16 protein-coding genes are annotated in these 25,106 nt (G+C 40.5%); 5 read left to right on the forward strand and 11 right to left on the reverse strand.

Features of this window, described 5'->3' with window-relative positions; all coding sequences use genetic code 11:
- From V7K49_RS29535 to V7K49_RS29545, 3 genes are all read right to left on the reverse strand, one after another.
- Positions 1–2,145 carry a peptidase domain-containing ABC transporter gene (locus tag V7K49_RS29535; RefSeq protein WP_334871019.1) on the reverse strand — a complete coding sequence of 715 codons (2,145 nt, stop codon included), beginning with the start codon at positions 2,143–2,145 and terminating at the stop codon, positions 1–3.
- A 113-nt stretch (positions 2,146–2,258) separates the two neighbouring features.
- Positions 2,259–2,534 carry a hypothetical protein gene (locus V7K49_RS29540; RefSeq protein ID WP_335208796.1) on the reverse strand — a complete coding sequence of 92 codons (276 nt, stop codon included), beginning with the start codon at positions 2,532–2,534 and terminating at the stop codon, positions 2,259–2,261.
- Between the two features lie 448 nt (positions 2,535–2,982).
- Entirely contained in the window at positions 2,983–3,231 is a 249-nt protein-coding gene (locus V7K49_RS29545; RefSeq protein ID WP_335208797.1) for a hypothetical protein, read from the reverse strand.
- 967 nt (positions 3,232–4,198) lie between these two features.
- On the opposite strand from V7K49_RS29545, the gene V7K49_RS29550 reads away from it, so the two are divergent.
- Positions 4,199–5,533, forward strand: a complete 1,335-nt coding sequence (locus V7K49_RS29550; RefSeq protein ID WP_335208798.1) for an HlyD family efflux transporter periplasmic adaptor subunit — start codon at positions 4,199–4,201, stop codon at positions 5,531–5,533.
- 343 nt (positions 5,534–5,876) lie between these two features.
- Positions 5,877–6,071 carry a hypothetical protein gene (locus V7K49_RS29555; protein WP_335208799.1) on the forward strand — a complete coding sequence of 65 codons (195 nt, stop codon included), beginning with the start codon at positions 5,877–5,879 and terminating at the stop codon, positions 6,069–6,071.
- A 483-nt stretch (positions 6,072–6,554) separates the two neighbouring features.
- Here V7K49_RS29555 and V7K49_RS29560 read toward each other — a convergent pair whose 3' ends face one another.
- Positions 6,555–6,941 (reverse strand): hypothetical protein, encoded by a 387-nt coding sequence (locus V7K49_RS29560; RefSeq protein ID WP_334976313.1) that lies wholly within the window; start codon positions 6,939–6,941, stop codon positions 6,555–6,557.
- A gap of 139 nt (positions 6,942–7,080) precedes the next feature.
- On the opposite strand from V7K49_RS29560, the gene hslO reads away from it, so the two are divergent.
- Positions 7,081–7,986 carry an Hsp33 family molecular chaperone HslO gene (gene hslO, locus V7K49_RS29565; protein WP_335070539.1) on the forward strand — a complete coding sequence of 302 codons (906 nt, stop codon included), beginning with the start codon at positions 7,081–7,083 and terminating at the stop codon, positions 7,984–7,986.
- Between the two features lie 153 nt (positions 7,987–8,139).
- Positions 8,140–10,170 (forward strand): chromosome segregation ATPase, encoded by a 2,031-nt coding sequence (locus V7K49_RS29570; protein ID WP_335208801.1) that lies wholly within the window; start codon positions 8,140–8,142, stop codon positions 10,168–10,170.
- A gap of 1,291 nt (positions 10,171–11,461) precedes the next feature.
- Here V7K49_RS29570 and V7K49_RS29575 read toward each other — a convergent pair.
- From V7K49_RS29575 to V7K49_RS29585, 3 genes are all read right to left on the reverse strand, one after another.
- Positions 11,462–12,340, reverse strand: a complete 879-nt coding sequence (locus V7K49_RS29575) for an NAD(P)-dependent oxidoreductase (RefSeq protein WP_335208802.1) — start codon at positions 12,338–12,340, stop codon at positions 11,462–11,464.
- Positions 12,341–12,702: 362 nt separating this feature from the next.
- Positions 12,703–13,890 carry a class I SAM-dependent methyltransferase gene (locus tag V7K49_RS29580; protein ID WP_335208803.1) on the reverse strand — a complete coding sequence of 396 codons (1,188 nt, stop codon included), beginning with the start codon at positions 13,888–13,890 and terminating at the stop codon, positions 12,703–12,705.
- A gap of 236 nt (positions 13,891–14,126) precedes the next feature.
- Positions 14,127–15,302, reverse strand: coding sequence for a Dyp-type peroxidase (locus V7K49_RS29585; protein WP_335208821.1), 1,176 nt, complete (start codon positions 15,300–15,302; stop codon positions 14,127–14,129).
- A 622-nt stretch (positions 15,303–15,924) separates the two neighbouring features.
- On the opposite strand from V7K49_RS29585, the gene V7K49_RS29590 reads away from it, so the two are divergent.
- Positions 15,925–16,065 (forward strand): hypothetical protein, encoded by a 141-nt coding sequence (locus tag V7K49_RS29590; RefSeq protein ID WP_335208804.1) that lies wholly within the window; start codon positions 15,925–15,927, stop codon positions 16,063–16,065.
- A gap of 288 nt (positions 16,066–16,353) precedes the next feature.
- Here the strand turns inward: V7K49_RS29590 and V7K49_RS29595 are convergent, their stop codons facing one another.
- The 4 genes from V7K49_RS29595 to V7K49_RS29610 form a co-directional block, all read right to left on the reverse strand.
- Positions 16,354–16,743 carry a VOC family protein gene (locus V7K49_RS29595; protein WP_335208805.1) on the reverse strand — a complete coding sequence of 130 codons (390 nt, stop codon included), beginning with the start codon at positions 16,741–16,743 and terminating at the stop codon, positions 16,354–16,356.
- A 150-nt stretch (positions 16,744–16,893) separates the two neighbouring features.
- The gene (locus V7K49_RS29600) at positions 16,894–17,067 is read right to left on the reverse strand and encodes a GAF domain-containing protein (protein ID WP_442948706.1); all 174 of its coding nucleotides are present in this window, start codon (positions 17,065–17,067) and stop codon (positions 16,894–16,896) included.
- A 156-nt stretch (positions 17,068–17,223) separates the two neighbouring features.
- Positions 17,224–20,694 carry an Eco57I restriction-modification methylase domain-containing protein gene (locus tag V7K49_RS29605; protein ID WP_335208806.1) on the reverse strand — a complete coding sequence of 1,157 codons (3,471 nt, stop codon included), beginning with the start codon at positions 20,692–20,694 and terminating at the stop codon, positions 17,224–17,226.
- Between the two features lie 814 nt (positions 20,695–21,508).
- A complete protein-coding gene (locus V7K49_RS29610) occupies positions 21,509–24,940 on the reverse strand; it encodes a helicase-related protein (protein ID WP_335208807.1) in 3,432 nt (1,143 codons plus the stop codon).
- Between the last annotated feature and the right edge of the window lie 166 nt (positions 24,941–25,106).

Consider the following 25,106-nt stretch of genomic DNA (forward strand, 5'->3'; position numbering starts at 1 on the left):
TTAAGGGTTGAGAAAATATAAATGGTCGCCGGGTTGCGATCGCAAATCTTCCACAGTCCCCTGAATTTGTAACTTGCCTTGATTTAGTAGCACGATCCAATCAGCACGGTTGATTACTCTAGGACGGTGGCTAATCAGGATCGTGGTTTTACCTTGGCGCTGCAACAACAGTTGATCTAAAACTTGAGCTTCACTAACTGGATCGAGTCCAGCAGTTGATTCATCTAAAATCAGGATTGGTGGATCGTTAACGATGGCTCTTGCTAGAGCCAGTCTTTGCCGTTGTCCCCCAGAAATATTTGACCCAAATTCACCTAATACAGTTTGATATTTTTCAGGTAGTTTACTAATAAAATCGTCTGCCTCAGCAATTTGGCAAGCGGCGACAATTTGCTCAAAGGTGAGGTGAGGAGAACCTAAGCGGAAGTTTTCAATAATTGAGCGACTCCAAAAATGAGCATCTTGAGGAACGAGAGCAACTTGTTGCCGCAAACAATCAAGGGCTAGGTCTTGCAGATTATAAATCCCAATGCGGATGTTACCAGAATTAGGTGTATATAATCCAGCAATCAGTTTAGCGAGAGAACTTTTTCCACAGCCGGATGTACCAATGAGGGCAACAACTTTACCGCCAGGAATCAAAAGGGAAAAATCTTCCAGTAGCTCTAGCCTGCCAGCGTAGTGAAAGTTTAGATTTGTGCAAATAATATTTGCATTACTAGGAATTTTAGCAAAGGGTTTGTCAGTATCGCCTTGAGTTTCAGATGTGGAATCGATAACTTCTGTTAAGCGTTCGGTGGCAGTTTTGGCACGCATGAATTCATCTATAAATCCAAGCACACTACCGATGAATGCCAAAAAATTCCCATTCATCCCGTTAAATGCCAGCAGTTGACCAATGCTGAGTTCCTTACTAATAACTAGGATGCTGCCGAAACCAATTAAACTAACGCTGCCAATAGCATAAACTAACCCAGAAAAGATGTTGTTAATAATTCCAATCTGAATTGTGCTAAATGTTTTGTTTGCTAGCCGACCAAATCTGTTCTGAAATTCTTCCCAAAATTGAGGACCAGCAGTAGTAGTTTTGAGTGTCAGCGCGCCTTTAAAGCTTTCAACGAGAATGCCCTGGTTTTCTGCGTCTAAGACCAATATACTTCTGATTTTTTGTTGAAGTGTGGGTAGAAACACAACCGTAGATAAACTCATGACAATCGCAATAACGAAGGCAAGCAAGGTGAGTTTCCAGCTATAGAACACCATGAAACCCAAAGAAATCGTTCCGATAAACAATTGGGTAGGCAGACTGATAACTGTTTGAGAAATTAGCTGATTAATTTGTTCAATATCTTGCAATCTGCTAACAATCTCGCCACTGCGACGTGATTCATAGTAAGCCAGAGGTAAGCGCAGAATTTTCCTAGCAAATTCCAGAACTAGCCCTAACTCAATCCGTTGGGCAAAATGGGCAATCAGGTTAGATTGAACTAGTTGCAGACTACTTGACACCAAATTCATTACTATAACCGCAATAATCACACCACCAAGAAGCTTGGTATCACCTCGAACTAGTACATCATCCGTTAGAATTTGAAGCAGGAAAGGAGACGTTAATGAAAGCAGACCGATAACTATAGAGCAGAGAATAGCCTCGAATATTATGCCTCCATAAGGCAATGCACGCTGCATAAAGCGCCAAAGACCCTTGACTTTCTCATCCGGTTGAGCATAAAAGCGAACCGAATCTGGCTCTAGTAAAAGCATCACTTGATCTGACCAAGCCTCCGTTAATTCTTCTCTAGAGACATAACGGATGTTAAAGGCTGGGTCGGCAATTATATATTTCTTGCCTTTCTGACCATACAAAACAACCCAGTGGTAGCCTTTCCAGTGAATGATTGCTGGCAGTGGTGCTTGGTTCATTCGGTCTAATATTTCTTTTGATGCCCTGACCGAACGCGCATTAAAACCAAGTGCCTCGGCTCCCCGCCTCAATCCCAACAATGTTGTTCCAAGTTGCCCGGTGCCTACTGCTTCCCGGATGCGATTTAGTGTTAAGTTACGCCGATAATGTTTTGCAATGGAAGCAAGACAAGCAGCTCCACAATCTTCTTCACTATGTTGTGTAACAACTTGGTATTTCATTTTATACTCCAGTACCCAATAACATCGTGAAAAAACTCAAAAAAAAATAGCAGGGTTTCGTCCCTGCGTGGTTAAAAATTTGACCAACAGTTTGGTTTTACTATCACTACTAATCAAAACCAATCAAAATTTAGTAGGAAGGATAGAGAGTCAAATAGTTTTACCTGTGGAATTTTTTCTTTTTTGGTAGTTTTCACAACTTTTGTAGTTAATGTTGATTGAACTGTTTGTTTCTTTACTCCTGATTTCCCAGTTGATCTCTTAACTTCAATAACATTATGATTATGAGAAACCTGCTTAAAAACTATCGAGCTTTTACCACCACACAGGCTTGCTTCTTCAGTTTTAGTCAGGGATATAAACATTGGGGAGATTTGAGTAGTTTTCATAATTCTAGTTAACCTAACCTGCTAATATTGATAGAAACCCTGAAAAGATGCCAAATAGGCAAAACCCTGAATATAAAAGTGTTTTAGATTTTACTCTGCGGAGAGTGATTAAACATGGATATGGTCAATTTATCAAGTAGTAACGTTTATTTCCCTACTTGATTACTCAAGGTGAGTAGTATCTTTAGGAAAAGCACTAAATAAGTCTATCAACAGTTGCCTATTAGCAACCGTTGATAGCCTTTGTTAACTTTGTTGAAGAAAAGTACTGGGTAATAATAAATCTATACTAGGATATCTTGCGATAATCAATACAGTTGATTGCTTGCCAAAAAGCAAATTAACCGATTCTAATCGGATAGTTTGTTTAAGACACTTCATCCTACTAAAGACGCGGTTAATCGTGTCTTTACGTTTATTCTTTCCCTTCTACTAAACCTCAGTTAACCTACTTTACTGTTTGGGTATTATTGTTCTGAGCTGCTTGGGTGAGGTCGCCGACAACCTTACCAGTGTTAATATTAACGGCGATTTGAGTGACCGGAGCAGTGATCACAGTAATAGGATAGAAGTATTGGGGGTATTTAACTAGTTTGTAATCATGCTTCTTCTTCGGGGGAGTCGGCTTAGGGGGATTACCACCAGACAAACTCGCTTCTTCGTAGGCGGTTAATGTAGTGAACAACATGCTTTCCATAATCTTAACTTCTCGCTTGATTGTTGGGATTAACGTCACTTCAAAGTAATAAATATAAACGTAAAAAGTATATATAGTTACTGTTTCGTGTCGTTAAAAGTATCTTATACGACTCTTGCTCAAAAGGTCAAGCGACTAATTTTGTAATAAATATCTATTACACCTCTTCAAAAAAATATTACATAGATATTTTGATACATATATAGATAATTAAAAAAAGCTTTTAATTATCTATCAAAAAATCGCAGACGTAGATAACGTAATTATCATATATGTGTTCATAATATAGCGCTCTAAAAACTTAATCTTTTCATAAATAATATAAGTTAAGTTTATTACGTATTAGTACTTAGAAAAGCACGAAAATGCCCAGATTTAAGATGTAATAAAGCAGGTAAGCAATAATTTTATACGGGACATACTTAAATAACAGTAGAAAATTAAAAAACTGGGATTCTGTACCTTTGAATAAGTATTTTTACATAAAAATACTTATTTTAAAATTATTGTATACACAGTTAATCTGAATAAATATAATTTCTTTTAATATAAATACGCTTCAGTTTGCTTAATTCTTGATTAATGCGAAAAAAGCTTTAAAAAAGCTTTATCTAGTATACCTTGTTCATAAAGAAATAAAGAAATGATAAATTTTTATAGAAAATTTATAAAGATTTGGTGTTCTAACTAAAATGCGCTAATTATTATTTAGACTTAACTGTATAGAAACCTTGTATTTACATACTAACTATATCCAAGCAAGGCACTTATCAGTAATAAAAGTAAAAGCCGTTGCTTTCGCCCTCCAGCGCAAAAACGCCAAAATTATGGGAATTTTGCCAAAAATCTGATTGAAACGAAAGAGAGCTTTTATTTTTTGGATATCCCTAAATCTTGGTCGTCACCCTAAGACTAGGTAGATTTTTTTGCTAGATTATTAACACAACCAAAATGTTTTTTAGCATCCATGTTCATTGACCCCCAACCAGACTTTATCCGCCTAGTCGAAAACGACGAATATCTTCCGCCAATCAGCATATGGACAAGGTTGGGAGGGATATTTTTAATTGGAAGTATTGGCGCTGCCTTCAGCCTTGCTAGTGTCTTTAAATACAACATAATAGTGAAAGCTGATGCTACCGTCCGCCCAACCGGCGAAATACGGTTAGTGCAAGCATCATCTGAGGGAACAATCAGAAGCATCAAGGTGAAGGAAAATCAGGTTGTAAAAAAGGGAGATGCGATCGCAGTGATCGATAACTCCGAATTAGAAAGTAGAAAAGACGAAATACTCGGAAATATCCAGCAAAATCAGTTACAGCGATCGCAGATCAATGGACAACTAAAAGCCTTAGAAACTCAAGTCACTGCTGAGTCCAATGCAATGCAACAGGCGATCACATCTGCAAAAGCAGACTTGAGTCGCAACCAACGAGATTATCGAGACAGGGGAATTACAAGTCAGACAGAAGTGGACGAAGCACAAGCCTCTGTGGCGTTAGCTAGGGATAAACTGAACCGATATAAGGGGCTAGCTAACACTGGAGTGATCCCTGAAGGCGAAATTAAGGAAAAAGAACAAGATTTTAAAGCTGCACTTGCTAGATTGGAACGTAGCAAAATTGGACTCAATCCCAGTGATGCGACTGTGGCGATCGCCCAAGAACGCATTGCCCAAGAATTGACAAAGGGTAAATCTACCCTGGCGGCATTGAACAAAGACAGACAAGAAATCATCAGGCGTCAAATAGAAATCCAAAACCAAACTAGCAACGCTCAACAAGAACTCAAACGAGTCTTCACGGAACTGCAAAAAACTGTAATTCGAACCTCAGAGGCAGGTACTATTCTGAGACTGGAATTAAGAAATACTGGGCAAGTTGTGAAGGCTGGGGATGTAATCGCTCAAATTGCCCCTAGTAATGCTCCTCTGGTAATCAAAGCCCGTGTTGCCGCTTCTGATATTACCAAGGTAAAAGTATGTAAAGTTGTACAAGTCACAAAATGTACTCAAGGGAAAGTCCAAATGCGGCTTTCTGCCTATCCGTACCCCGATTATGGCATACTCAATGGTGCTGTTAGAGGTATTACTGCCGATGCGATTATACCTCAATCTAACAGTAATATTCCTGCTGCACCTTACTACGAGATCACAATCCAGCCCGATAGATTTGATCTGATTAAGGGCAATCAATCTTATGCGATTCAACCTGGTATGGAAGTTACAGCCGACATTATTTCTAAAGAAGAGACTGTTCTCACATTTATTTTGAGAAAAGCAAGGCTGCTGACAGATTTGTAGGCTGATTGAGAATAGGCATAGAGACACATACAAGGAAAATCCTCTTTGTCTCCACGTTGAATCGATTCAACGTCTTTGAGTTGCCAAAAACTGACACAAGCTTAACAAACTCAGGGTTTGACCCAAATTCAAGGGTTAAATTGAAATTATTTTTAAGCGGGACTGAACCCCAGCGATGCTAATGTGGCGATCGCCCAAGAACGCATTGCCCAAGAATTTTTCTCTAGTCCGCGCAGGCGGACCTGGAGTAAGGTTTTGCCTATGCTTATTTAACATGAGTTAAACGACTCATGTAATAACCGCCTAATTAACTTAATAAAGAAACCTTTTAATTAGTCCAATTTTGTTTGAAGTATGCGGTTTAACTAATCAGAAACTCAATATAGAATATTCTATTGCTGTCAACGACTATCTGAAAAGGACTCTCGACTACTATATTGCAGCACCTCAAAATTTATTAGTCATCGAAGCCAAACAATCAGATTTAGTTAGAGGATTTACTCAACTCGCTGTTGAATTAATAGCACTTGACCGATAGACTAAATCCACATCTGAACTTCTATATGGAGCCGTTACGACTGGTGAAGACTGGCGTTTTGGACTTTATCATCGTGCGAATCGTCAGGTGACTCAAGACCAAAAACGCTATCAAGTTCCAGAAGATTTATCGGTGCTTGTAAAAATTATTGCAGGTATTATTTCTAGTTCTTGAGAAAACTGGGGATTGGGGACTGGGGAGTAAGAATTTTAGATTTTAGACTTCGGCTCCTTTCGGCTGCGCTCAAGGCAAGTTGCTCAGTCGAACGATTTTGGATTAAAGAATTGAAATTTAATCTAAAAGACGCTCTCTTATGAGACGCGCAAGGGACGCGGACTCGCTCTAAGCGTACCCCTGCGGGGAAGCAAGCTACGCGTAGCGTCTCTAAGAGTTGCCATGCCGCAGGCTTTACGCTGCGCTATCATCAATTCCATTATCCAAAATTGAATTGCCCCATGCCCAATCCCTTCACGTCCAGTCAATTCAACGCCCTTGAGTTGCCAAAAACTGACGCAAGCTTAACAAACTCAGGGTTTGACCCAAATTCAAGGGCAAAATTGAAATTCCTTCCAAGCGGGATTGTACCCAACCTTCTCCCCAGTACCATTCGTGAAACCCGTCAATGCCTCCACTCAGTAGCAAACGGAGACAGTTGGATTTTACAACGTCTACTTGATGATGAATCGAGACTGGCCCAGTCCAGGTAGTAAACTGGAATCCGGGAAGCAGTTCCTCTGGCATTCCTGGCGCAAAGCGTTGCCCTAAGAGCCATTTTTCTAGTTGCACCGGATGCAGCAGACTGTCACGAATTGCATCTGTTGGTGCTTCTATTTCGATCCGCAGTTGGCTTTGTTGAAAATTACCCAGCATTTTTATCGGATTACCTAAAGGTGAGACATCGCTATTTCTAATATTGCAAATACAATCACTAGTTATTATGGTGTCACTTTTCTACCAGCAGAGAACTTAGAATAGAAAAAGTGAACTGTTAAGAAATGTAAGGTTTTTCATGGCGGATCAGTTAATTCGTGCAACAGCAGCCGAAGGTGGGATTCGTGCCGTAGGTGTGATTACCACACGTTTAACAGAAGAAGCACGGGGACGCCACAAGCTTTCTTATGTGGCAACGGCAGCACTGGGTCGGACTATGGCGGCGGGCTTGTTGATGGCTTCTAGCATGAAGCGAACTGGGTCGAGGGTCAATGTTCGGGTGAAGGGCGATGGGCCTTTAGGTGGCATATTGGTAGATGCACGTTTAGATGGAACAGTCCGCGGGTATGTGGGAAATCCATCTGTGGAATTACCTCCTAATGCCAAAGGTAAGCTAGACGTTGGTGGTGCGGTGGGTGGCGGCTACCTCTACGTTGTGCGGGATATCGGTTATGGTTACCCTTACTCTAGTACTGTAGAACTAGTTTCTGGCGAAATTGGCGATGATGTGGCTCATTATCTGGTGAATTCTGAACAAACACCTTCAGCTTTAGTTTTAGGTGTCTTCGTGGGAGCAAGTGGAGTAACGGCTGCTGGAGGATTACTGCTACAAGTGTTACCCAAAGCCGCCAGAGACGAAGCCTTAGTAAAAACCTTGGAATCACGGGTAGCTAGCCTAGCAGGATTTACCCCATTGTTGCAAGCTGGGAAGACTTTGACTGAAATCCTCAGCGACCTGCTAGGAGACATGGGGCTGGCAATCTTTCCTGAAAGACAAATGCTGCGCTTCCACTGTGGTTGTTCTTTTGATCGTGTTTTGGGGGCACTAAAGATTTTGGGAGAAGCTGAACTACAAGATATGATTATTAAAGATAATGGTGCTGAAGCAACTTGCGACTTTTGCGGCAACGTTTACCAGGCAAGTAGCGAGCAGTTAGCTCAACTAATTGCCGATTTGCAAGCTGAATCTACTGTTTCAGGATAAAGTATAAAACAGCACTAATTTTTCAGATAGTTAATGGTATTCTGTGGAGAGAGATAATCAAAAAGTAGCTTTTTAATCACGAGAAAGTTACTATGGCAACAATGGAATTATCGACCTAAAACAGAGCGCTATTCAATTATTTTGGTGTGAGAGATGACAGAGCGGGATATTCCAGACAGTTGGTCAACAGGCAAAGCAAGAGAGCCAGATCAAAACACAAGATTATCCCGAACAGAACAATTCGGTGAAACTCAACCAGTTGATGTCCCAGCTACTGATTCTAGCTCCAAGTCAGTGAAGCGGCGAAAAACTGCCCAACTCAGTAGAAGTCCTGGGAAATGGCCACGCTGGATGAAAAGCTGGGTGTGGTGGCCAGTACTGCTGATGTTAATTACCGGCGGTGTCGGATTCTTGGCAATGGCAATGCTGCTGAAGTTGCCAGCTGCCCCTAATTGCCCATCGATTTTCTGGCCCCTAGCTAGTGCTTCTGTGCGGATACACTGCGCTCAATTGGCGGCTTCTAAACAGACAGTGAATGACCTACTGCAAGCGATCGCTCTGGTGAAGCAACTACCACAAAATCACCCGTTGCATGGAGAAATTGATCGTTTCATCCAAGAATGGTCGCGGGATATTTTGAAGCTAGCTGATCAAAGTTTCCAAACAGGGAATTTAGAGGAAGCGATCGCTACAGCTGAGAAAATACCCGAAGACGTAGCAGCTCATAAATTAGTCGATGAGCAAATTGGCAAATGGCAGTCAATTTGGTCAAAAGCAGAAGCCACATACAACGGTGCGATCGCCGAAGTCCGGGAACAACGCTGGCAATCGGCATTCATGCTGTCCGCCAAAATGCTGCGCGTAGACAATCAATACTGGGCAACTACTAAATACGACCAATTGAATCGCCTGATTGCTACAGCGCGGGAAGATGGCGATAAGTTAGGAAAAGCTGAAAACTTAGCTTCTAGTAAAGTAGTTGATAATTTACTAGAAGCGATCAAGCTAGCTGAGTCGATTGGGCAGGAAAGTTACCTTTACCAAAAAGCTCAGGAAGCGATTCCGGCATTTGGACGCAAAATGCTGGAGTTGGCACAGGCAAAACTAGACAAGCGGGATGCCGATGAAGCACTGAATATTGCTAGACAAATTCCAGAGAGTGCGAAACTACAGGGCGAAACAGATGACTTTATTGCCTTGGCTGACGCGAAAAGGAGTGCTTGGATCGGTAATGTTTCTGGTTTAGAGGCTGCGATCGCCCAAGCACAACAAATTGATCCTTCAAGACCAGTGTATAACGAAGCACAGCAATTGATTGCTCGTTGGCAGTTGGAAATTGAAGATGTAGCCCATCTAGATAAAGCGAGAATATTAGCTAGCCAGGGAACAGTCCCTAATTTAACAGCAGCGATCGCCCAAGTGCAGCTGATCCCTGGTAGTAACCCCCGCGGCACAGAAGCTAGGCAAGAAATAGGTCGCTGGAGTGCCGAAGTTGAGACAATTGAAGACCAACCTTACTTAGAACGGGCCGACCAGATAGCAATATTCGACGATATCAACTCCTTGCAAGCAGCGATCGCCCAAGCCAGCGAAATTCGTAGAGGTCGTGCATTATATCTAGAAGCACAGAAAAAAATTCGTACTTGGGTAGGAAAGATTCAGCGAATTCAAGACCAACCCTACTTGGATCAAGCACAAGAACTAGCTCAGAGTGGAAATCTCACTGCCGCGATTAGCGCCGCTCAACAAATTGCCTCGTCGGGAAGGGCGCTTTCTAGGGAAGCACAAGCTGCGATAAATGACTGGGAAGGGCAAATCCGCACCAGAGAAAATTGGAAAAAAGCCCAGGAAGTGGGGGCGGCTGGCACGCCAGAAGCCTTGGTTGAAGCAATACGGTTGGCAGATCGGGTTTCAAACAATAGCATCTTACGGATGGATGCAAATCTGGCTATTGACCAGTGGAGTCAGCAGTTGTTTGAAATAGCACGTTCTCAAGGTCAGTCTGATATTGCCAAAGGCATTGAGATTGCCAAATCGATTCCCCGTGGTAGTGCTGCTTACAGTGCAGCGCAAGAGCAAATTAAGACTTGGCAGGCATTTCTCAATCCTCAACCGTCACCTCAGCCTCAGCCTCAGCCTGAATCTCTACCATTTCCTTCATCAACTACTACTAATGGGCAGTAATATGCTTATTAACGATTCAGTTAAAACCTTTTAATTCAGCATTTTCAAAGTCAGTAGACCGAAAACTTTTGAAAGTTAACGAAAGAATCAAGGTTTCAGGTAATGCTTTTGGGCTTTGCGTCACAACCACAGGCGATCACTTTATTTCTCTATCTGGAACAGAGGTGCTTGAAAGGTAGATTAGAAGCTGATTTCGGCAGATGGCATTCCCAACGTGAAATGAAGGACTGATAAGGCTTCTGGAAAACTTTTCGGTCTACTGAAAGTAGAACTCTTGCAAAAGTAGCTTACTTTAAAGGTAAAGTATAAATAGCTTGAATGTGCTTGAGTACTGCGCTCTAGTTGTGTTTTAGGGACTTCTAGAAAATAAAATATCCACTCACTAATAATGATAATCATTTACGATTATCAAAACAGAATTCAGGAGCCAGAATTCAGAATTGAATTCTGTGCGAGTGGCGAATGAATAAACGGGTTTAAGACAAGAGCTAAATTGAAAATTTAGCGGTCTACAATTAGTGGCAGGTTTGAATCCCCCACTAATTGATTCTGACTCCTGACTTCTGAATTCTTCTTCAATGATTCCACTTTTTTGGAAAAACGTTTGAATAAATAATGAAACAATTACTTTAAATGATATCTATGCTGGTTTAATTATTGTGGTTACTGTGTGTTTAGTGTAAACTTATGCGCGACAGAAATCCTTGGACTATGTGGATAGTGGTTGTAGTGGCTGTTAGTGCAACGGCGATAGGCATTCACAATTTGGAATGGTTCTTAAATGTTACTTGTCTGGTAGATACTATGCCCACTGCTAGTAGACATTGCAAGCATCTGCGCTAGCTTTAGTAAGATTATGCGCGTAACTTAGACAAAGAGGTGTCAATTATTCGCGGATTAATCCTCAACGGCTTTGCCACGAACCGAAACGGGAGCGATACGATTTTGTTAGATCGAACTTTAATTCTCAGTTACAGAGCTAAATTATCAATAAGAACAGTTATCTAGCTGCGATCGCACCCCTGTATATCAGGGAACTGGAGTGTAGGGAGAAACTTCTCTCAATGTGTCTCAACTTACAACTTTTTCAAGTATATAAACCAATACGGTTGGGTTAAGGAGAATCGTAGGTTGGGTTGAGGAACGAAACCCAACATTTTCAGTGGTTTGTTGGGTTTCACTTTGTTCAACCCAACCTACGCAGTTTATGGTTTTTGACGCTAACCCAAGCGTATTGGTATATAAATCACGGGTTAAGGTAGCATAGCTAGCTGTGCTACCCTACAAAAATTTATTCCCCGATCGCTTCTCCCCATTCTTTAATTACAGAAAATAGTGATGAGTAATCATCATCAGCAAATGACATTTTTACGGCTGTTTGCAATATTTGTCGCACACCTTTAATACTGCTGAGATCCAAACTCTGAAATTTCGCTTCAGAGATAAACAATTCTGTATCTTTGAGCAAGTGTTTTATAGGGAAATTCGGATCAGCATAATTGCCATCCAACATCCGTTGTAGCTTCTTGTCAAAAGTAGGTGCGTAGAGTGAACTGTCGCGCAATATTTGCATAAACACATCCACATCGACACCCTGACGCTGGACAAAAGCTAGACTCAGAGCAAAGCTAGTTGTTAGGGAAGCTATTAGTTGATTTAGTGCCAATTTGAGCGCCGCCGCAGATCCCACAGGGCCTATAAGTAAAGGTTCTGTCCCAAAATTTTGGAGTAACTTCAAGTGGTGTTCATATTGTTCTGGTTCAGCCCCTACCATAACACTCAACTTGCCAGCTTTTGCTTCCGGGATACTCCCTAATACGGGTGCTTCTAAATATTCACCACCACCCGCAACAACTGCATCTCTAATTTCCTGGCTTTCTGTGGGAGTAATTGTTCCCATTTGGATGATAGTGCGCCCTTGCAGAGTTTGCCAAGCAGTATCTGAAAGCAGCACATTATAAATCGCTGGGGCATTAGTAAGCATGAGGATTATGCACTCAGCAGCACGAATAGCGTGGCGGGGATGTGTGACAATTTCAGCCCCAGCTGCTTGTAGTGGTGCTAATTTTTCTGGGGTGCGATTGTAGGCAACTAGCTGTATATCTGCGGCTAATAACCTTTGAGCCATTGGTAGTCCCATCAGTCCAGTTCCCAGAAATGCCACCTTCATTTTTCACGTTCCTTTAATACAGCGTCACAGCCCATCGTGGACATCGCCTTTGCATTGTTTGATTCAAATTAGTTGGGAAGTAGTTACTTAAGACTTAAGATACAATCCCAAATACCAGTTTCCTACTCCTAACTTTCTATTCCCTAACTCTGGCAATCAACCACCAGCAGCAAAAGTCACCATAATTATCACTGAAAGTAAAATACCAGGGGTAAGTAGTGTTGCTAGCATTAGCAGGTCATGAGTAGACATAATTATTACTTTGGTAGTGTGTTTAACTTTACAGTAATCACTGTTATGCTAGTCTAAATCAGACTAATAGTGCATTCTTAAATAGAGTTTTAACTTTTCTTTCTTTACGTTTACTCAGGCAGCGTCAATCCTTTTAGTGGCTGAGAAATTTCTGTCTTGTCTAGACCTTTGCTCTGAACTAAGACTCCAAAGCCGCCCAGTCCGGTGGGATCTATAAGTTGGTGTAGTGCGTCCCGGCGCTGTAGTAACTGTAAGAGGGGTTGCTGTTGATCAGAAAGGGCAGCAATGCGATCGCCTAACCCCAACGCCATCAAAAATAATCCTTGCTGGATAAAACCAACATTCTTTAAATTGTACTTTTCGCCCCAGCGCTCCAAAGCCGTAAAGTCAACATGGGCAGTGATATCTTGTCGCCCAATATTAATATAGGGGTTGTCATGGAAACGATGATGATAATAACACTGTAGCGTTCCTTGCGATCGCCTGGGATTATAGTAACGGTTGGCGGGGTAGCCATAATCAATTGTTAACACATAGCCGCGCTGCAAGCGGTCTGCTACTATACTCAACCAGTCTAGAGCAGCTAAATTAATTTCACTGCGGTAATCATCTGGGTATCCACTTTGGGCAAAGTCGATTTCCACTAAGTCTAAATATTCAGCCAGTTGGGGCGTTGAAAGTTCTCCTGTGACTTCTACAAATGATGGGTATGGGGCATTGGTTTGTTTCTCATTCTTGTCTGTTGTCACATAAATTTCTCGCAGTTCTCCCGTTTCTAGGATGAATTGATGCACGGGGAACGCATCTACTAACTCGTTAGAAAAAAAGCAGCCAGCGATCGCCTCAGATGGTATATCCTCTAAATTGCACCAACGCACGGGTAAATCTTGCAAGCGTTGCTGCTGTTCTTGTCTTAAAGTTGGGGACTTTTCAACAATGACGTACTCCAGTGCAGTAAAAAAATCTGGATAGCGTAGCTGATGATATTTGAGGATATGCAATGCTAGCAATCCTTGACCTGCTCCCATTTCTACCAGAGAAAAGGGTACAGGTTTTCCTAAAATCTCCCACATTTGCAAAAATTGTTCTGCTAGTAACTCGCCAAAGTCAGCACAGAGATTTGGAGAGGTGAAAAAATCACCACCTTGAAAGCCAATTTTGACTGCATCGCTGGAATAGTAGCCATGTTCAGGGTGGTATAATACCATCTCCATGAATTGGGCAAAAGTAATTCGTTGCTGGGGACTGGTGGTAATGTGATTGGCGATCGCTGCACACAGCAAAGGATTTGAATCCATAAAATTTGAGGTTTGAGATTAGGGTGTTGAGAAAATAAATAAATTATGAATGATGCAAAACAAAATTCATAATTCATAATTACCCTAAGGGTCTACAAACCCCATAATATCGACCACTGTGCTATAAGCGCTGGCATTTATTGACAGACAAAACTTGAGAAGTTTGCAGTTCCATGCGATCGCCCACCAATACAACGCCACAAAATGGTTTAGTATTTACTACATACATCAAATCCTTACTTTGTCAATACATCCTTCAAAGCAGAAATCGACGGTGCAAAGAAGTAGCCGCCACCAGTAGGAATCACCCAGTCTTCAGGTGCAGTCAACTTCTTAGTTCGAGGTTTACCTTGGTCATCCTCAAGGTGGATAAAGAACTCGCGTGTGCGATCGCCATTTGGTTTGTTATTTTTACTTTGACCAATAATTGGATCGTGACCAAGAGTTAATTTACCTTCAGACTCGTGGCCGATAGCAGCCTCTTTACTGAAGTCTGGATTGTTAACCCATAACTTGGTTACAAACTCAAACTGGTCTTCAATTGAGGTCTGATAAGCCAAAAAGTGCAGACCACGATCAACAAAGTTCGGGTCTGGTAGCGGATTGTTCGGCGTTGAAGGAGACACCGGCCCATAAGGAATGCCGCGACGGAGCAAGCGGTGTGTTTGAGTGGTCACTTCACTGCGCTCAATCTCTTCGGGGCCAGGACCTCCACCTCCTGGTGTTTTGTCGTTGCGTGGATAAGTCTTGCGGGTATGGGCAATAAACGGGCAACGCAGACCCGTTGCATCGGCAAAAGGTGGAACTACATCGTTTTTAAAGAAATGATTTTCGGGTGGATCATCACCGTTAAATTCAAAATCATTATTGGCATCGTCATTATCACCCAAACACGGGGCATCTGCTTCGGGCGTGCGGACAGTGGGAGCGCCACTAGTCCAGCGGCCAATCAGCTTTGCGCTCACCTTTCGAGGGTCGGTGTTCAGGTAGGCAGCTTTTTCGTTCAAAAAGTGGTGGAACTTGCACACATCTTGACGCAATCGGCGGAATACAAGGTAAGAGCCATCATTCGCCCAGTCTAGTCTTAGTCCTGCCGACACAACCTCACCTTTGCTATCTTCCAACGTTTTAGCCTCATTGTTTTGACCCTCATAGCCAAAAACAAACTCTCCTGGCCACAGAACATCCTGTCCTGGTTTGCCCTGGTTTGGGTTCTCTGAATTCTGCCGAGGAGTGAGAAGTTCTTTGGGATTGTCAGAAAGCCTGCCACGAATACCAGGTTGTGATATTCCATCCTTGTTGCCGAAATGTTCATGTCCAGACAGGGGTGCGGGTAAGTTGGCTCCCTCTTCAAAGAAGGTAATTCTGGCTCCGCTACTTTTTGCGTTGCCTGATGTTGTTAAGGGATTTATGCAGCAATTCTACCCATATTTCATGGTTAGGAAGATTGCGTTGTGTAAATAAATTATACATATTTGAAATATGGTCACAAATAATAGATGCGAGATCCAGCAGGGGTTTTGTATGTCTGCCCCAACCCTGTGACAAGCAAAATTAAAGAAAAATAATTTGAATTTTTTTTAATCGGACTTACGCAAATATCGCCAAAAAGCTTAGTCTATAAATAGAAGAAGCACTTTGAACCCTTTCTCGATTTGCTGAAACATCAATATATTTCGTCCTATTTTTATAAGGACTTCATTGACTAACTCACGATACTCACTTTTGATTATCAAGGAGAAACTAACGAGTAACAACTAAGTAATTGTTATGAATCTGCGGTATAAGATACTTCTATTAACTCCAAGCTAGTGGAGAAAAAGTTTATATGTCAAGTTGTATAGATTAAATTTTCATAAAAAGCTTTTTTCTGTAAGAAAATCAGAGGTTATTTATCAAGTAAAAATAAAATTCCTGTAGGTTATGTTAGGCGCATATTTAAATATTCTTTGTCACGAAAAACATAATTAAAGCGCCTAACACACCGCTACAAAACACGGTGCGTTAGGCTAAAGCCGTAACACACCCTAACTTTTGATTTACTTTATAAATGGTTTATTAGGTATTGATTTTCACCCAAGCGATCGCAATGTCTACGACGGGCTACACCAACGTCAAGTCGCTTCTCTACGAGACGCTGCGCGAACGCTCCAATTAAAAATTAAAAATTATTAATTAAAAATTGCAATTCTTTGGGGCTTGAACCCACCACTGATTGTAGACTACTGAAATTAAAGATTTCAGTAGGGGCTTGTACCCAAAATTAATTAATTAAAAACTATTATTCTTCTTAATTTTTAATTTTTAATTAAAAAAAGGTCAGCCCAATTAATCGCGTCCAAGGAAATTTGATTACCTAGTACAGCATGGCGTAAATAAGCAGACCATTGAAAAGCCCTAAAGAGCTTATTCCATAATACTTTTGACTTTTGACTTTTGACTTTTGACTTCCGCCTTGCGGTACTAGCCACTCACCAACGATACCAGCACACCATTAGGATCGCGGACACGAGCAATAGTTTGTCCCCCAGGCTGAGTTTTAGGAGCATCTAGTGTTTTTGCGCCTGCCCCGATTGCTCTCATATAAGCGCTGCCAACATCAGGAGTGATAAATGATATTTGGATTAATGGCGGTGGTTGTGTCGCGTCGTTGGGATGGAAGCCACCAGGAAATAATTTATGTGCCTCGCTACTGGAGGAGAAAGCTAGTGTGGTGTTTCCGGTTTCGATTTCAGCCCAGATAGATTGCCCCTTATCCTGGAGAGTGCGACGAACCAGACCAAAGGCTTTTTCGTAAAACTCAACCGTCTTAACTACATCGTCTACCCAGATGAGCGTGTAACCAAATTTCACAGTTATTTCTCCTTCTTAGAAAAATCAGTGCTAGCGAGGATCTTTGCTACTTCACTGTATGCGATTTGAATACACAGTAGCTTAATCCAAAATGTTACGATCTGTTGCTATTTGTGCCCCTATTTGCATCATTTCCATATCTGATGGCAACTAATAATCAGGCCCTTGACAGTGATGTGCTGCTAGCAATCCCCATAGTTCTCTAAGGATCAAAATTGGTACAACCAAGTTGGCGCGAACCTGCAAATTGCAGAGAAAATCTTGATGACAAGGCTCGATTGACTTTAATTCAATATCAGCGATCGCCTTTACCCGTCCTGCCAATCAGCTAATATGGTTAAAAACCTTCATGCTTGCGCCATTAATATTCAAAAAGGCAGCAATGGTTTTTACCATTTCATGTTCCATTGCTTTATCTTGTTTGTTTTACAACAAATTTAAAGGTGCAGTAGATATAAATTTGAGTTGATCACTCTCACCTTAATGAATTAATGCTACTCTTTCTGAGTCTGCAAACATTGGGGCAAAGATACGGTAAGCTGACAATGCTGCTTCTTTAACAGCTGCATTAACAATTGGAAATGTCGTGAGGATGTAGCTAAATTCATCTTCGGTTAAGCCGTAAAGGTGTGCTACCATTCCATCGAGTTCTGCGCGGAGTTTAGCGCGTTCTGTTTCGTCGGTAACGCCTTGTTGATGGGAACCTAGACCAACTTCTTCTGCAAGGTCGTCAAACTCTGGTGTGGTGCAGATGAGTTTGGCGGCGCGTTGTACAATATCGTTGAAGTAGCGATCGTTTTTTGTTAAGCGTGGGACGGGTAGTTGGTAGATGTAAAACATATTAATGTTTGCAGATACCTGTTGACGTAATGCAAAATCTACACAAAAGCTATTTAGCATAGCACCAATAAATACTGTAGATTTATTGTCTTGAGTTGGTGATGCAATATTAAGAGAATTACCAGAAAAAACATTTTGGGGTAGGACTGTTCCAATCAAAGTTCTAGCATCCGTACTCCTTCCTATTGCACGGTATGAAAACCGATAGGATTGATAGTCTAATAATTGACCATTGTCGTTTTTCTTCTTTCCTAATAAAGCTTTTCTCGCTTCCTGTTCATCCACCCAATATCTCGGTTCAGCATATAAGTGGGTAAACTGATGAATCATTTTACCTTCATAGAGCGCTAATGTACCTTTCTCTGGCTTTTTCTTGAAAAGAAAAGCATCATCAGTCATATTAAATTCACGATGTAGTTCTAAGTTCCATTCATCTTCAACTTTTTCACCCAGCAATGGGAACTTGATCATTTTATCAGCAATGTGAAAATCAAGCTCATTTTTGAACTCCATTACGGAAAGAGAATCAGGTGATAGCTTTCGCACCAAGTCAATACTAATTGTTAAACCATCATTTTTTGGGAACTCTTGCAATTCTTGGACATTATGGCGCATAAAAGCAGCAGGAAAATTTTTTGTTTTGCCTTCTTTTTCAAAAGTAAGAACAACAAATTTAAAACGGCTATCAACACCTTCAAAAATTGTTTTGCGATTTTCAAAGCAGAATAAACCACTAACTTTAGTATCATTAAATAGCATTTCTCGAAGCTTTTTCGCTCCTAAATCAGTATAAATACCACTTGGTATAACAATGCCACATCCACCACCATGACGTAAAAGATTAAAACATTGTTCTAAAAACAGTTTGTAAAGATTAACATCTTTACCGTGACGTTTACCGTTAATTATAGGAACCTGATTTTTATATTGTTCAGCAAATCTAAAATACTCTCTTTGATGATTGTAATCGCTTTGATACTTTAACCATAATTTTTGTATTTTTGTGTCTATCAATAAACGTTTTAGTTCAACCTCAAAATCTTTGATATCCATCTTTTTCTTAGACACGACATCACTGTATTCAGAGCAAAATTCCTTAGCATCAGGCTGAAAAGTTTCCCACGGTGGATTAGTTATAATCGCATCAAAACCGCCGCGTTCTAAAACCTTGTCAAAGTGATAACCCCAGTGAAACGGCTTCAAAGCTGCAATATCCTCAACCTTCAAAACACGCTTCTGTGATTTTCCAGTTAACTGAACCTCTTCATACTTGATACCCAAACGCTTACTAAACTCATCCAACAGCAAAAGATTTAACTTTTCTTGCGATTTTTTGTTGAGTTGTTCAATATTTTTGCGAAGGTGTATCAATCGAGTATCTTGAGGTGTATCTGTATCAGGTAATGCTTTAGGTAAAAAAGCGTGTTTTTTGTACAAATCAACAGATTTATTCTTTTCTTCGAGAATTTTCTTATAACTATCTGCGGCTAAAGACTGTAATAGATTTCCTTGTAGAGAATTTCCGACTGCATCAAATGCTGTTTCATCTACCCGAATTAAACCAATTAACGAATTACCAGCCATAATATTAAAATCAATATTAGGCAATGGTTCTAACTCTTCAACATCGTGAGCAGAAGAAACCAAAGCTAAGAAAAGGCGCAGTTTAGCAATTTCCGTTGCTTCCTCCATGATGTCTATACCATAGAGGTTATCAGAAACAATCCGCTTTTTGATAAAATAAGGTAGTGATGGATGGGAATTTTCTATATCTTCAAGTTTCTTTTTGAGAGGAGAATCTCCCATCAATTTAATTGTCCCAATTACCGCACTATAAACTTGGATTAGTGTCTTCATCGCCGCCACAAGAAAAGCACCAGAACCGCAAGCTGGGTCAAGAATTGATAAATTAGGAAGAATATCTTCTATTAGTAGACGACAAACGTTTGTATCCAGCTTGATCAGAAGTTCGTTAATATCTTCAAATCGCTTATCCTTATGAGATAGCGTATCATTTACGCGGTCTACAATTAACTTGTAGATAGTTCTATCACAGAGATATTCTGTAATCTGCGGTCTAGTATAATACGCTCCAAAAGCTTTTTGATTAATATATTTCTCAAAAATAAATCCTAAGACATCAGGATTTATCTCATCATCTTTCCCTTCCGGCGTATCATCTAGATTCCAAGAATAACGCCCAAATAAATCTAGAACTTGCTCAAATGCCTGATCAACTATAGATATATCATATTTATCTTCAATATGATGCTTGAGAAATAGTCCACCATTCAAGTATTTAACTTTTCCTACCAATTCTTGTACAGATAAATCGCGTTCAAACTCAGGTTTTGCAAAACTTTCAAAAAACAAAGCTTTGAGAAATTTAGCATAAAAACAATTTTCACCTTTTTGCTTGCTTTGTTCTAGCTTATTTTGAAGATAATTTAAATCTTCGTTATCAATAAAACCCTTACGCTGGAGAAAATAAACAAACATTAGGCGATTGAGAATTACCGATGTGTACCAACGTCTATCTGTCTCGTTATCAATTCCTTTAACAAACAGCAAAAACTTCTGGTGTTGCTCTTGAAATTCCTTGTAAAACTTCTTAGTTACTGGCTCAACATCAAAGCTGCGTTGTAGTTTATAGGCAATTTCGACAACAGTCGGTTCACCATGTTCTAATTCAGTAATATCAATAACTAAAGAACCAAGTTTGCTTAAAAATAAGTCTCCTGGTTGACCTTTCACATATAAATGGTCACGAACGTAGCTTTTACTTCCTTCTCGTTTCACCCAATACCAAAGACTACGTGTGCGTTCTTGAGCAATAAAAATTAGGAGATTTTCAGCTATTAGTTTAGTAATTTCTTGATGAATAGCAACTCTAACTTTAGCTTCTGGTATTTTCCCATCTGCTGCGGTGATTTCAAAGATTGCAACTCCTGAAAGTTCAGCAATTCTCTGATATTGATACGTTTTATTCTCAATCTCTAAGGTAACAGCTTTTTGTCTTGAAGGTTTAGCCCAACCTAATTGTTCTATAAACAAATCACTAAATTGAAAGTTATAGAGTAAATCACGTGTTCGTTGAAAATTCAGTGACATAATTTACCATGCTTGAAGAATAAAAAAAGAGCATGGTAAATTTGCCACTCAGAAAATAAATCTGTGGCTCTAAAAATTAAGTCCGCCAGCGCAGACTTTAAGAAACCCTATTTATACGAGTTAAATTTTTAACCATGCTTTTGATCCTTTATAAATCCTTTATCTTTCTTTGCGCTTGGGAAATTCTACTGAAAAAATTATTGATTTATTTTAGCGTTGGCTTCCTTTTTGAAGCCACGATTTTTAATTGTCAGGTATATTTGCTGATTACTTTATCAAAATGCCTAATTGCTTTATCAAAATGCCAGTTTACTTTCTCAAAATACTTAAATGCTTTATAAAAAAGGCATTTGACTTACTCAAAAGTTCATTTGACTTTCTGATTTTGGTGTTTTCCGCAAGCAAAATGACATTTGACTTATTCAAACCCCAGTTTGCTTTCTGATTTTGGTGTTTTCCGCAAGTAAAATAACGTTTGACTTATTCAAACTCCAGTTTGCTTATTCATTTTGATGTTTTCCGCAAGTAAAATGACATTTGACTTACTCATTTTGGTGTTTTCCGCAAGCAAAATGACATTTGACTTACTCAAACCCCAGTTTACTTTCTCATTTAGGTGTTTTCCGCAAGTAAAAGCCTGGGCTAAGGTCATTCGCACGCCACACGCCAGTTGCTCATGAGGGAAACCCCTCGTTTCTAGCCAGAGGCTAGAAATGCTCCTCATTGCGGCTCTGCCGCAAGTCAAGTCAGAGAGGCAGAGCCTCAAAATAGGCATTCCCAGTCGGAGACTGGGAACGAGGTGACGCGGTGAAACTTACGAACCTTGAAATAATCCTAAAGAACAAATAATCTGAGGTTCTCGCTTTTCTAGTTCTTCTGTCACAATACACAAACGGTCGTCCATCCGTAGCGCCACTACTAACTCAGCCAACTGCTGATTATTAATGCCGCTTCTCAGTTGGCGGTTGAGAGTATCAATGGCTGACTGTCGCAAAGGATAACGGTAAATCTCATCAATTGCTTTTAAAAGTTCTTCACTGACAAATAGTGTTCCTTTCATCTGTTGAACATAACTCTTCAGTCGTTCATAAGTGCGGAATCTTGCACCTGATGGTCGCCCTAATTGACCGCCGGCATTTTTCTCTTCTTCAGCAATCAATTCAGCACCCTTTTTAACTAACTCGTGATGCTGTTTGTTTCTGGGTATCGCTGGGGTAGATTCTTCACACGCCGCCACCCGAAGAACGGCTAATTGTGATTGAGTAACGCTATTTCCATCGCAGTCAACATAAATTAAAGAATCATTCCCCTCAGTGGTTTTCATATAAAGCAATACCCCCTCTGGTTGCACAGGTTGAGGAGTATGGGCGCGGGTAGAATAAACCACATTTTGCATTTCCTCAATCGTTTTTTTCAAGCCCGGATTATCATCAGTGGCTTTTTTCCAGATTTGAAATGCTTCTGAAGTCAAATCAACTTCTGTATCTTCTTCGCCATCTAAAACTCCAGATTTCTCGTTGTAGAGGTCGAGAATTACTCGTGCATCATCATCTTCAAAAAAAGCTTCATCAGTTCCCACCACTTCAGCATTTTCTTGCAGTCGTTTGCGGAGTCGTCCTCGCAAATTAATAATGCGTTCTACTCCCTCGGCTGGTAAAAAAGAATAACAGAGAATTTGGTCAGCATTTTGTCCAATGCGGTCTACTCGTCCGGCACGTTGAATTAAGCGAATAATAGCCCAAGGTAAATCCCAATTGACGATAATTGCACAGTCTTGCAGATTATGACCTTCACTCAAAACATCGGTGGCTATTAAAACCCGCAACTCATTTGATGATGAAATTTGCTCCCGTTTTCCATTACTCACAGGGCTAAATCTTCCTGTCATTACTGTAGGGTTTTTAGATTGACCTGTCACCCCTGCCACATTAGTAATATGACTCGACTGCAAATTGTCTGCAAGGTAGCGGACTGTATCGGCAAACTGGGTGAAAATTAGTACTTTATCCTTAGGGTGAGTTTTTGTTAGCAGTTTGATTAAGGCAGCAAGTTTTTCATCTTTTTGAGAATTCCACTCACCACACTGTTGCAGCACATTAATCAGTGCTTTGGCATCCTCTAGTAAATCCAGTTTCAGTTTTTTAATGTCAAAAAGTGTAGAACGCAGCCACTTAAATCTTCGTTGATATCGAGTTATATATTCTTGATAAATTGACTCTGCTCTTTGACGAAAAAACTTTTCTGTTTTAGATGCCTTATTATCCTCATTAAAAAAAGGAGTTACTTCTTCTTGTCTCTCTACTTGCAGCGAAGCAGTGGAATCTTCTTCTTCAATTTCTGTATCAAACAAAGCTGCTAGCACAGAATCGGCATCTTCATCATTATTACTTGTATCTAATAACTCAGCATCCTGAGTTCCAATCGGAATATCAAGCCCCTGCTCTAGGGCATATAAATAAATGAAATTCCGTAAAATGTGACGTTCAATTGATTGAATAAAAACAACGCCACTACTTTCTAAACGTTTAAACAAATTAGTGCGAGAAAAACCCATTAACCTCCTACCACCACGAAAAAAACTATTAAGAAAGCGTTGTTCAGTATCTGTAGGCGGTTGTTTGTGTTTAGCAATAACGTAATTTCCTAGCCCATAACGAGGTAAATTCAGTTGATTAATTACTTCTACTACTGACTCGGAGTAAAGACGAGAATAAAAGTCAGTGTTAGAACCTTCTAGAGGAAACTTGAGACTACGAGGTAGACGCTGGGGAAAATAAGAATGTCTGCCATCAGAAAATTCTAAATATTTACGCCCTGTTTCATCTGTGTGGGCATAATTATCTTTAATAAAAGAGCGAGTGCGTCGCACCATGTAGCGCTTCATCAATTCTCGCCAGTCATCAGGGTGTTCGCTTTTCTCAAAGGCAGCTAAAGAACGTACAGAACATTGATGCTTTCTAATAAACTCTAATTCTCCTACAGAACTGCCACCAAGTTCATTAATTAAAGCTTCTGGTCTTAATCCCAAATCTTCGTCTTCTGGCACAAATAGCCGCAATTGGGCAGAAAGGTCAAGATAACTTTTATTGTAAGGAGTAGCTGATAATAAAATACATTTACTTTCGTTAGCAGCAATATATTCTGTAATTGCTCGATAACGTTTGCCTTCGCGGTTACGTAAGTTGTGACTTTCATCAATTAACACAACTCGGTAGCGGCGGAGTTTTGGTAATTTATTTTGTACTTGACTAATTGGCATAACTTCGGCAAGTAGCCGATAGTTATTTACATATTCTTGCCACATTTGCACCAAGTTTTTTGGGCAAATAATCAGTGTTTCTAAAAAACAATCTTCTTGTAATATCTTGGCAAGGGCGGTTCCAACTAGGGTTTTGCCCAAACCAACCACATCGCCCACTAACACGCCACCACGCCTAGTTACATGACGTGCTGCTAGCTGCACGGCGGCTTTTTGGAAGTCAAATAAGTTATTAAATTCGCGGGGGATGCGGAACTCTGAAAGTCCGGCGATCGCTTCATGGGATAAGTGGTAAGCTATCTTGAGGTAGATGTAGTAAGGTGAGATTAACTCAACTCTTGCCCAACTCTGATCAATAATTTCTGCCAGTTCTTGGGAAATATCTACACAACCGTAATCTTGCCAGCGATCGCTAAACCACTTTTGCAGTTTATTGCAAGCATCGTGATCTAAAATATCAACATTCAACTCCCCTTGTTTCGCCAGTCCTGGAAGGGTTAAATTACTACTACCCAAGAATCCCACTGTGGGAGTGTTAGGGTCATGGCGATGCACAAGATATAACTTGGCGTGGAGAGGATGACGGAGAAACAGTTTAATAATTAGTTTCTGAGTTTTTAGCTGATGACTTAACCGCCGCAACCCCGCTTCATCCTGATTAGTCGGCGCGCCGATAGTCAACTGCTTGCGAAATTCTGCCGCCATGCATTTTTTAAACCGCACGATGGCACTATTATCAATCCGTCCATCACTATTACTAAGGGTAAATGCCGCATGAACTTCATCACTTGGCAAGCTTTGCATCCCTATTAGCAAACGGCAACAAGCTTTTTCACTACCAACATACTGTTCAATTAAATCATCAATTCTTCGCCAACCTCTGAGGTTGAAGTAGCCAACGCAAAAATCTGCCCGATAAGAGACTTTAAGAGTTTCCCTCAAAATCGGTAGCAGTTGTAAGTCGATGTTATCAAATATGCGGGGCATTACTCAAAACTCTATAAATATTTCGTACCTATGTTATATGAGTAAAAAATTTTTCCAGCCAGATTAGTGAAAGGTGCAAGACAAGAGACGCGATAAATCGCCGTCTGTACAATAATCAGTCCTTCGTAGAGACGGCGATTTATCGCGTCTTCAAAAATTACGATTT

This window comes from Nostoc sp. (assembly GCF_036919675.1).
In the GTDB taxonomy this organism is placed as follows: Bacteria; Cyanobacteriota; Cyanobacteriia; order Cyanobacteriales; family Nostocaceae; genus Nostoc.

Coding starts and splice junctions, on each gene's coding strand:
- V7K49_RS29535 (WP_334871019.1), bottom strand. CDS start 2,145: ATGAAATACCAAGTTGTTACACAACATAGTGAAGAAGATTGTGGAGCT.
- V7K49_RS29540 (WP_335208796.1), bottom strand. CDS start 2,534: ATGAAAACTACTCAAATCTCCCCAATGTTTATATCCCTGACTAAAACT.
- V7K49_RS29545 (WP_335208797.1), bottom strand. CDS start 3,231: ATGGAAAGCATGTTGTTCACTACATTAACCGCCTACGAAGAAGCGAGT.
- V7K49_RS29550 (WP_335208798.1), top strand. CDS start 4,199: ATGTTCATTGACCCCCAACCAGACTTTATCCGCCTAGTCGAAAACGAC.
- V7K49_RS29560 (WP_334976313.1), bottom strand. CDS start 6,941: ATGCTGGGTAATTTTCAACAAAGCCAACTGCGGATCGAAATAGAAGCA.
- hslO (WP_335070539.1), top strand. CDS start 7,081: ATGGCGGATCAGTTAATTCGTGCAACAGCAGCCGAAGGTGGGATTCGT.
- V7K49_RS29570 (WP_335208801.1), top strand. CDS start 8,140: ATGACAGAGCGGGATATTCCAGACAGTTGGTCAACAGGCAAAGCAAGA.
- V7K49_RS29575 (WP_335208802.1), bottom strand. CDS start 12,340: ATGAAGGTGGCATTTCTGGGAACTGGACTGATGGGACTACCAATGGCT.
- V7K49_RS29580 (WP_335208803.1), bottom strand. CDS start 13,890: ATGGATTCAAATCCTTTGCTGTGTGCAGCGATCGCCAATCACATTACC.
- V7K49_RS29605 (WP_335208806.1), bottom strand. CDS start 20,694: ATGTCACTGAATTTTCAACGAACACGTGATTTACTCTATAACTTTCAA.
- V7K49_RS29610 (WP_335208807.1), bottom strand. CDS start 24,940: ATGCCCCGCATATTTGATAACATCGACTTACAACTGCTACCGATTTTG.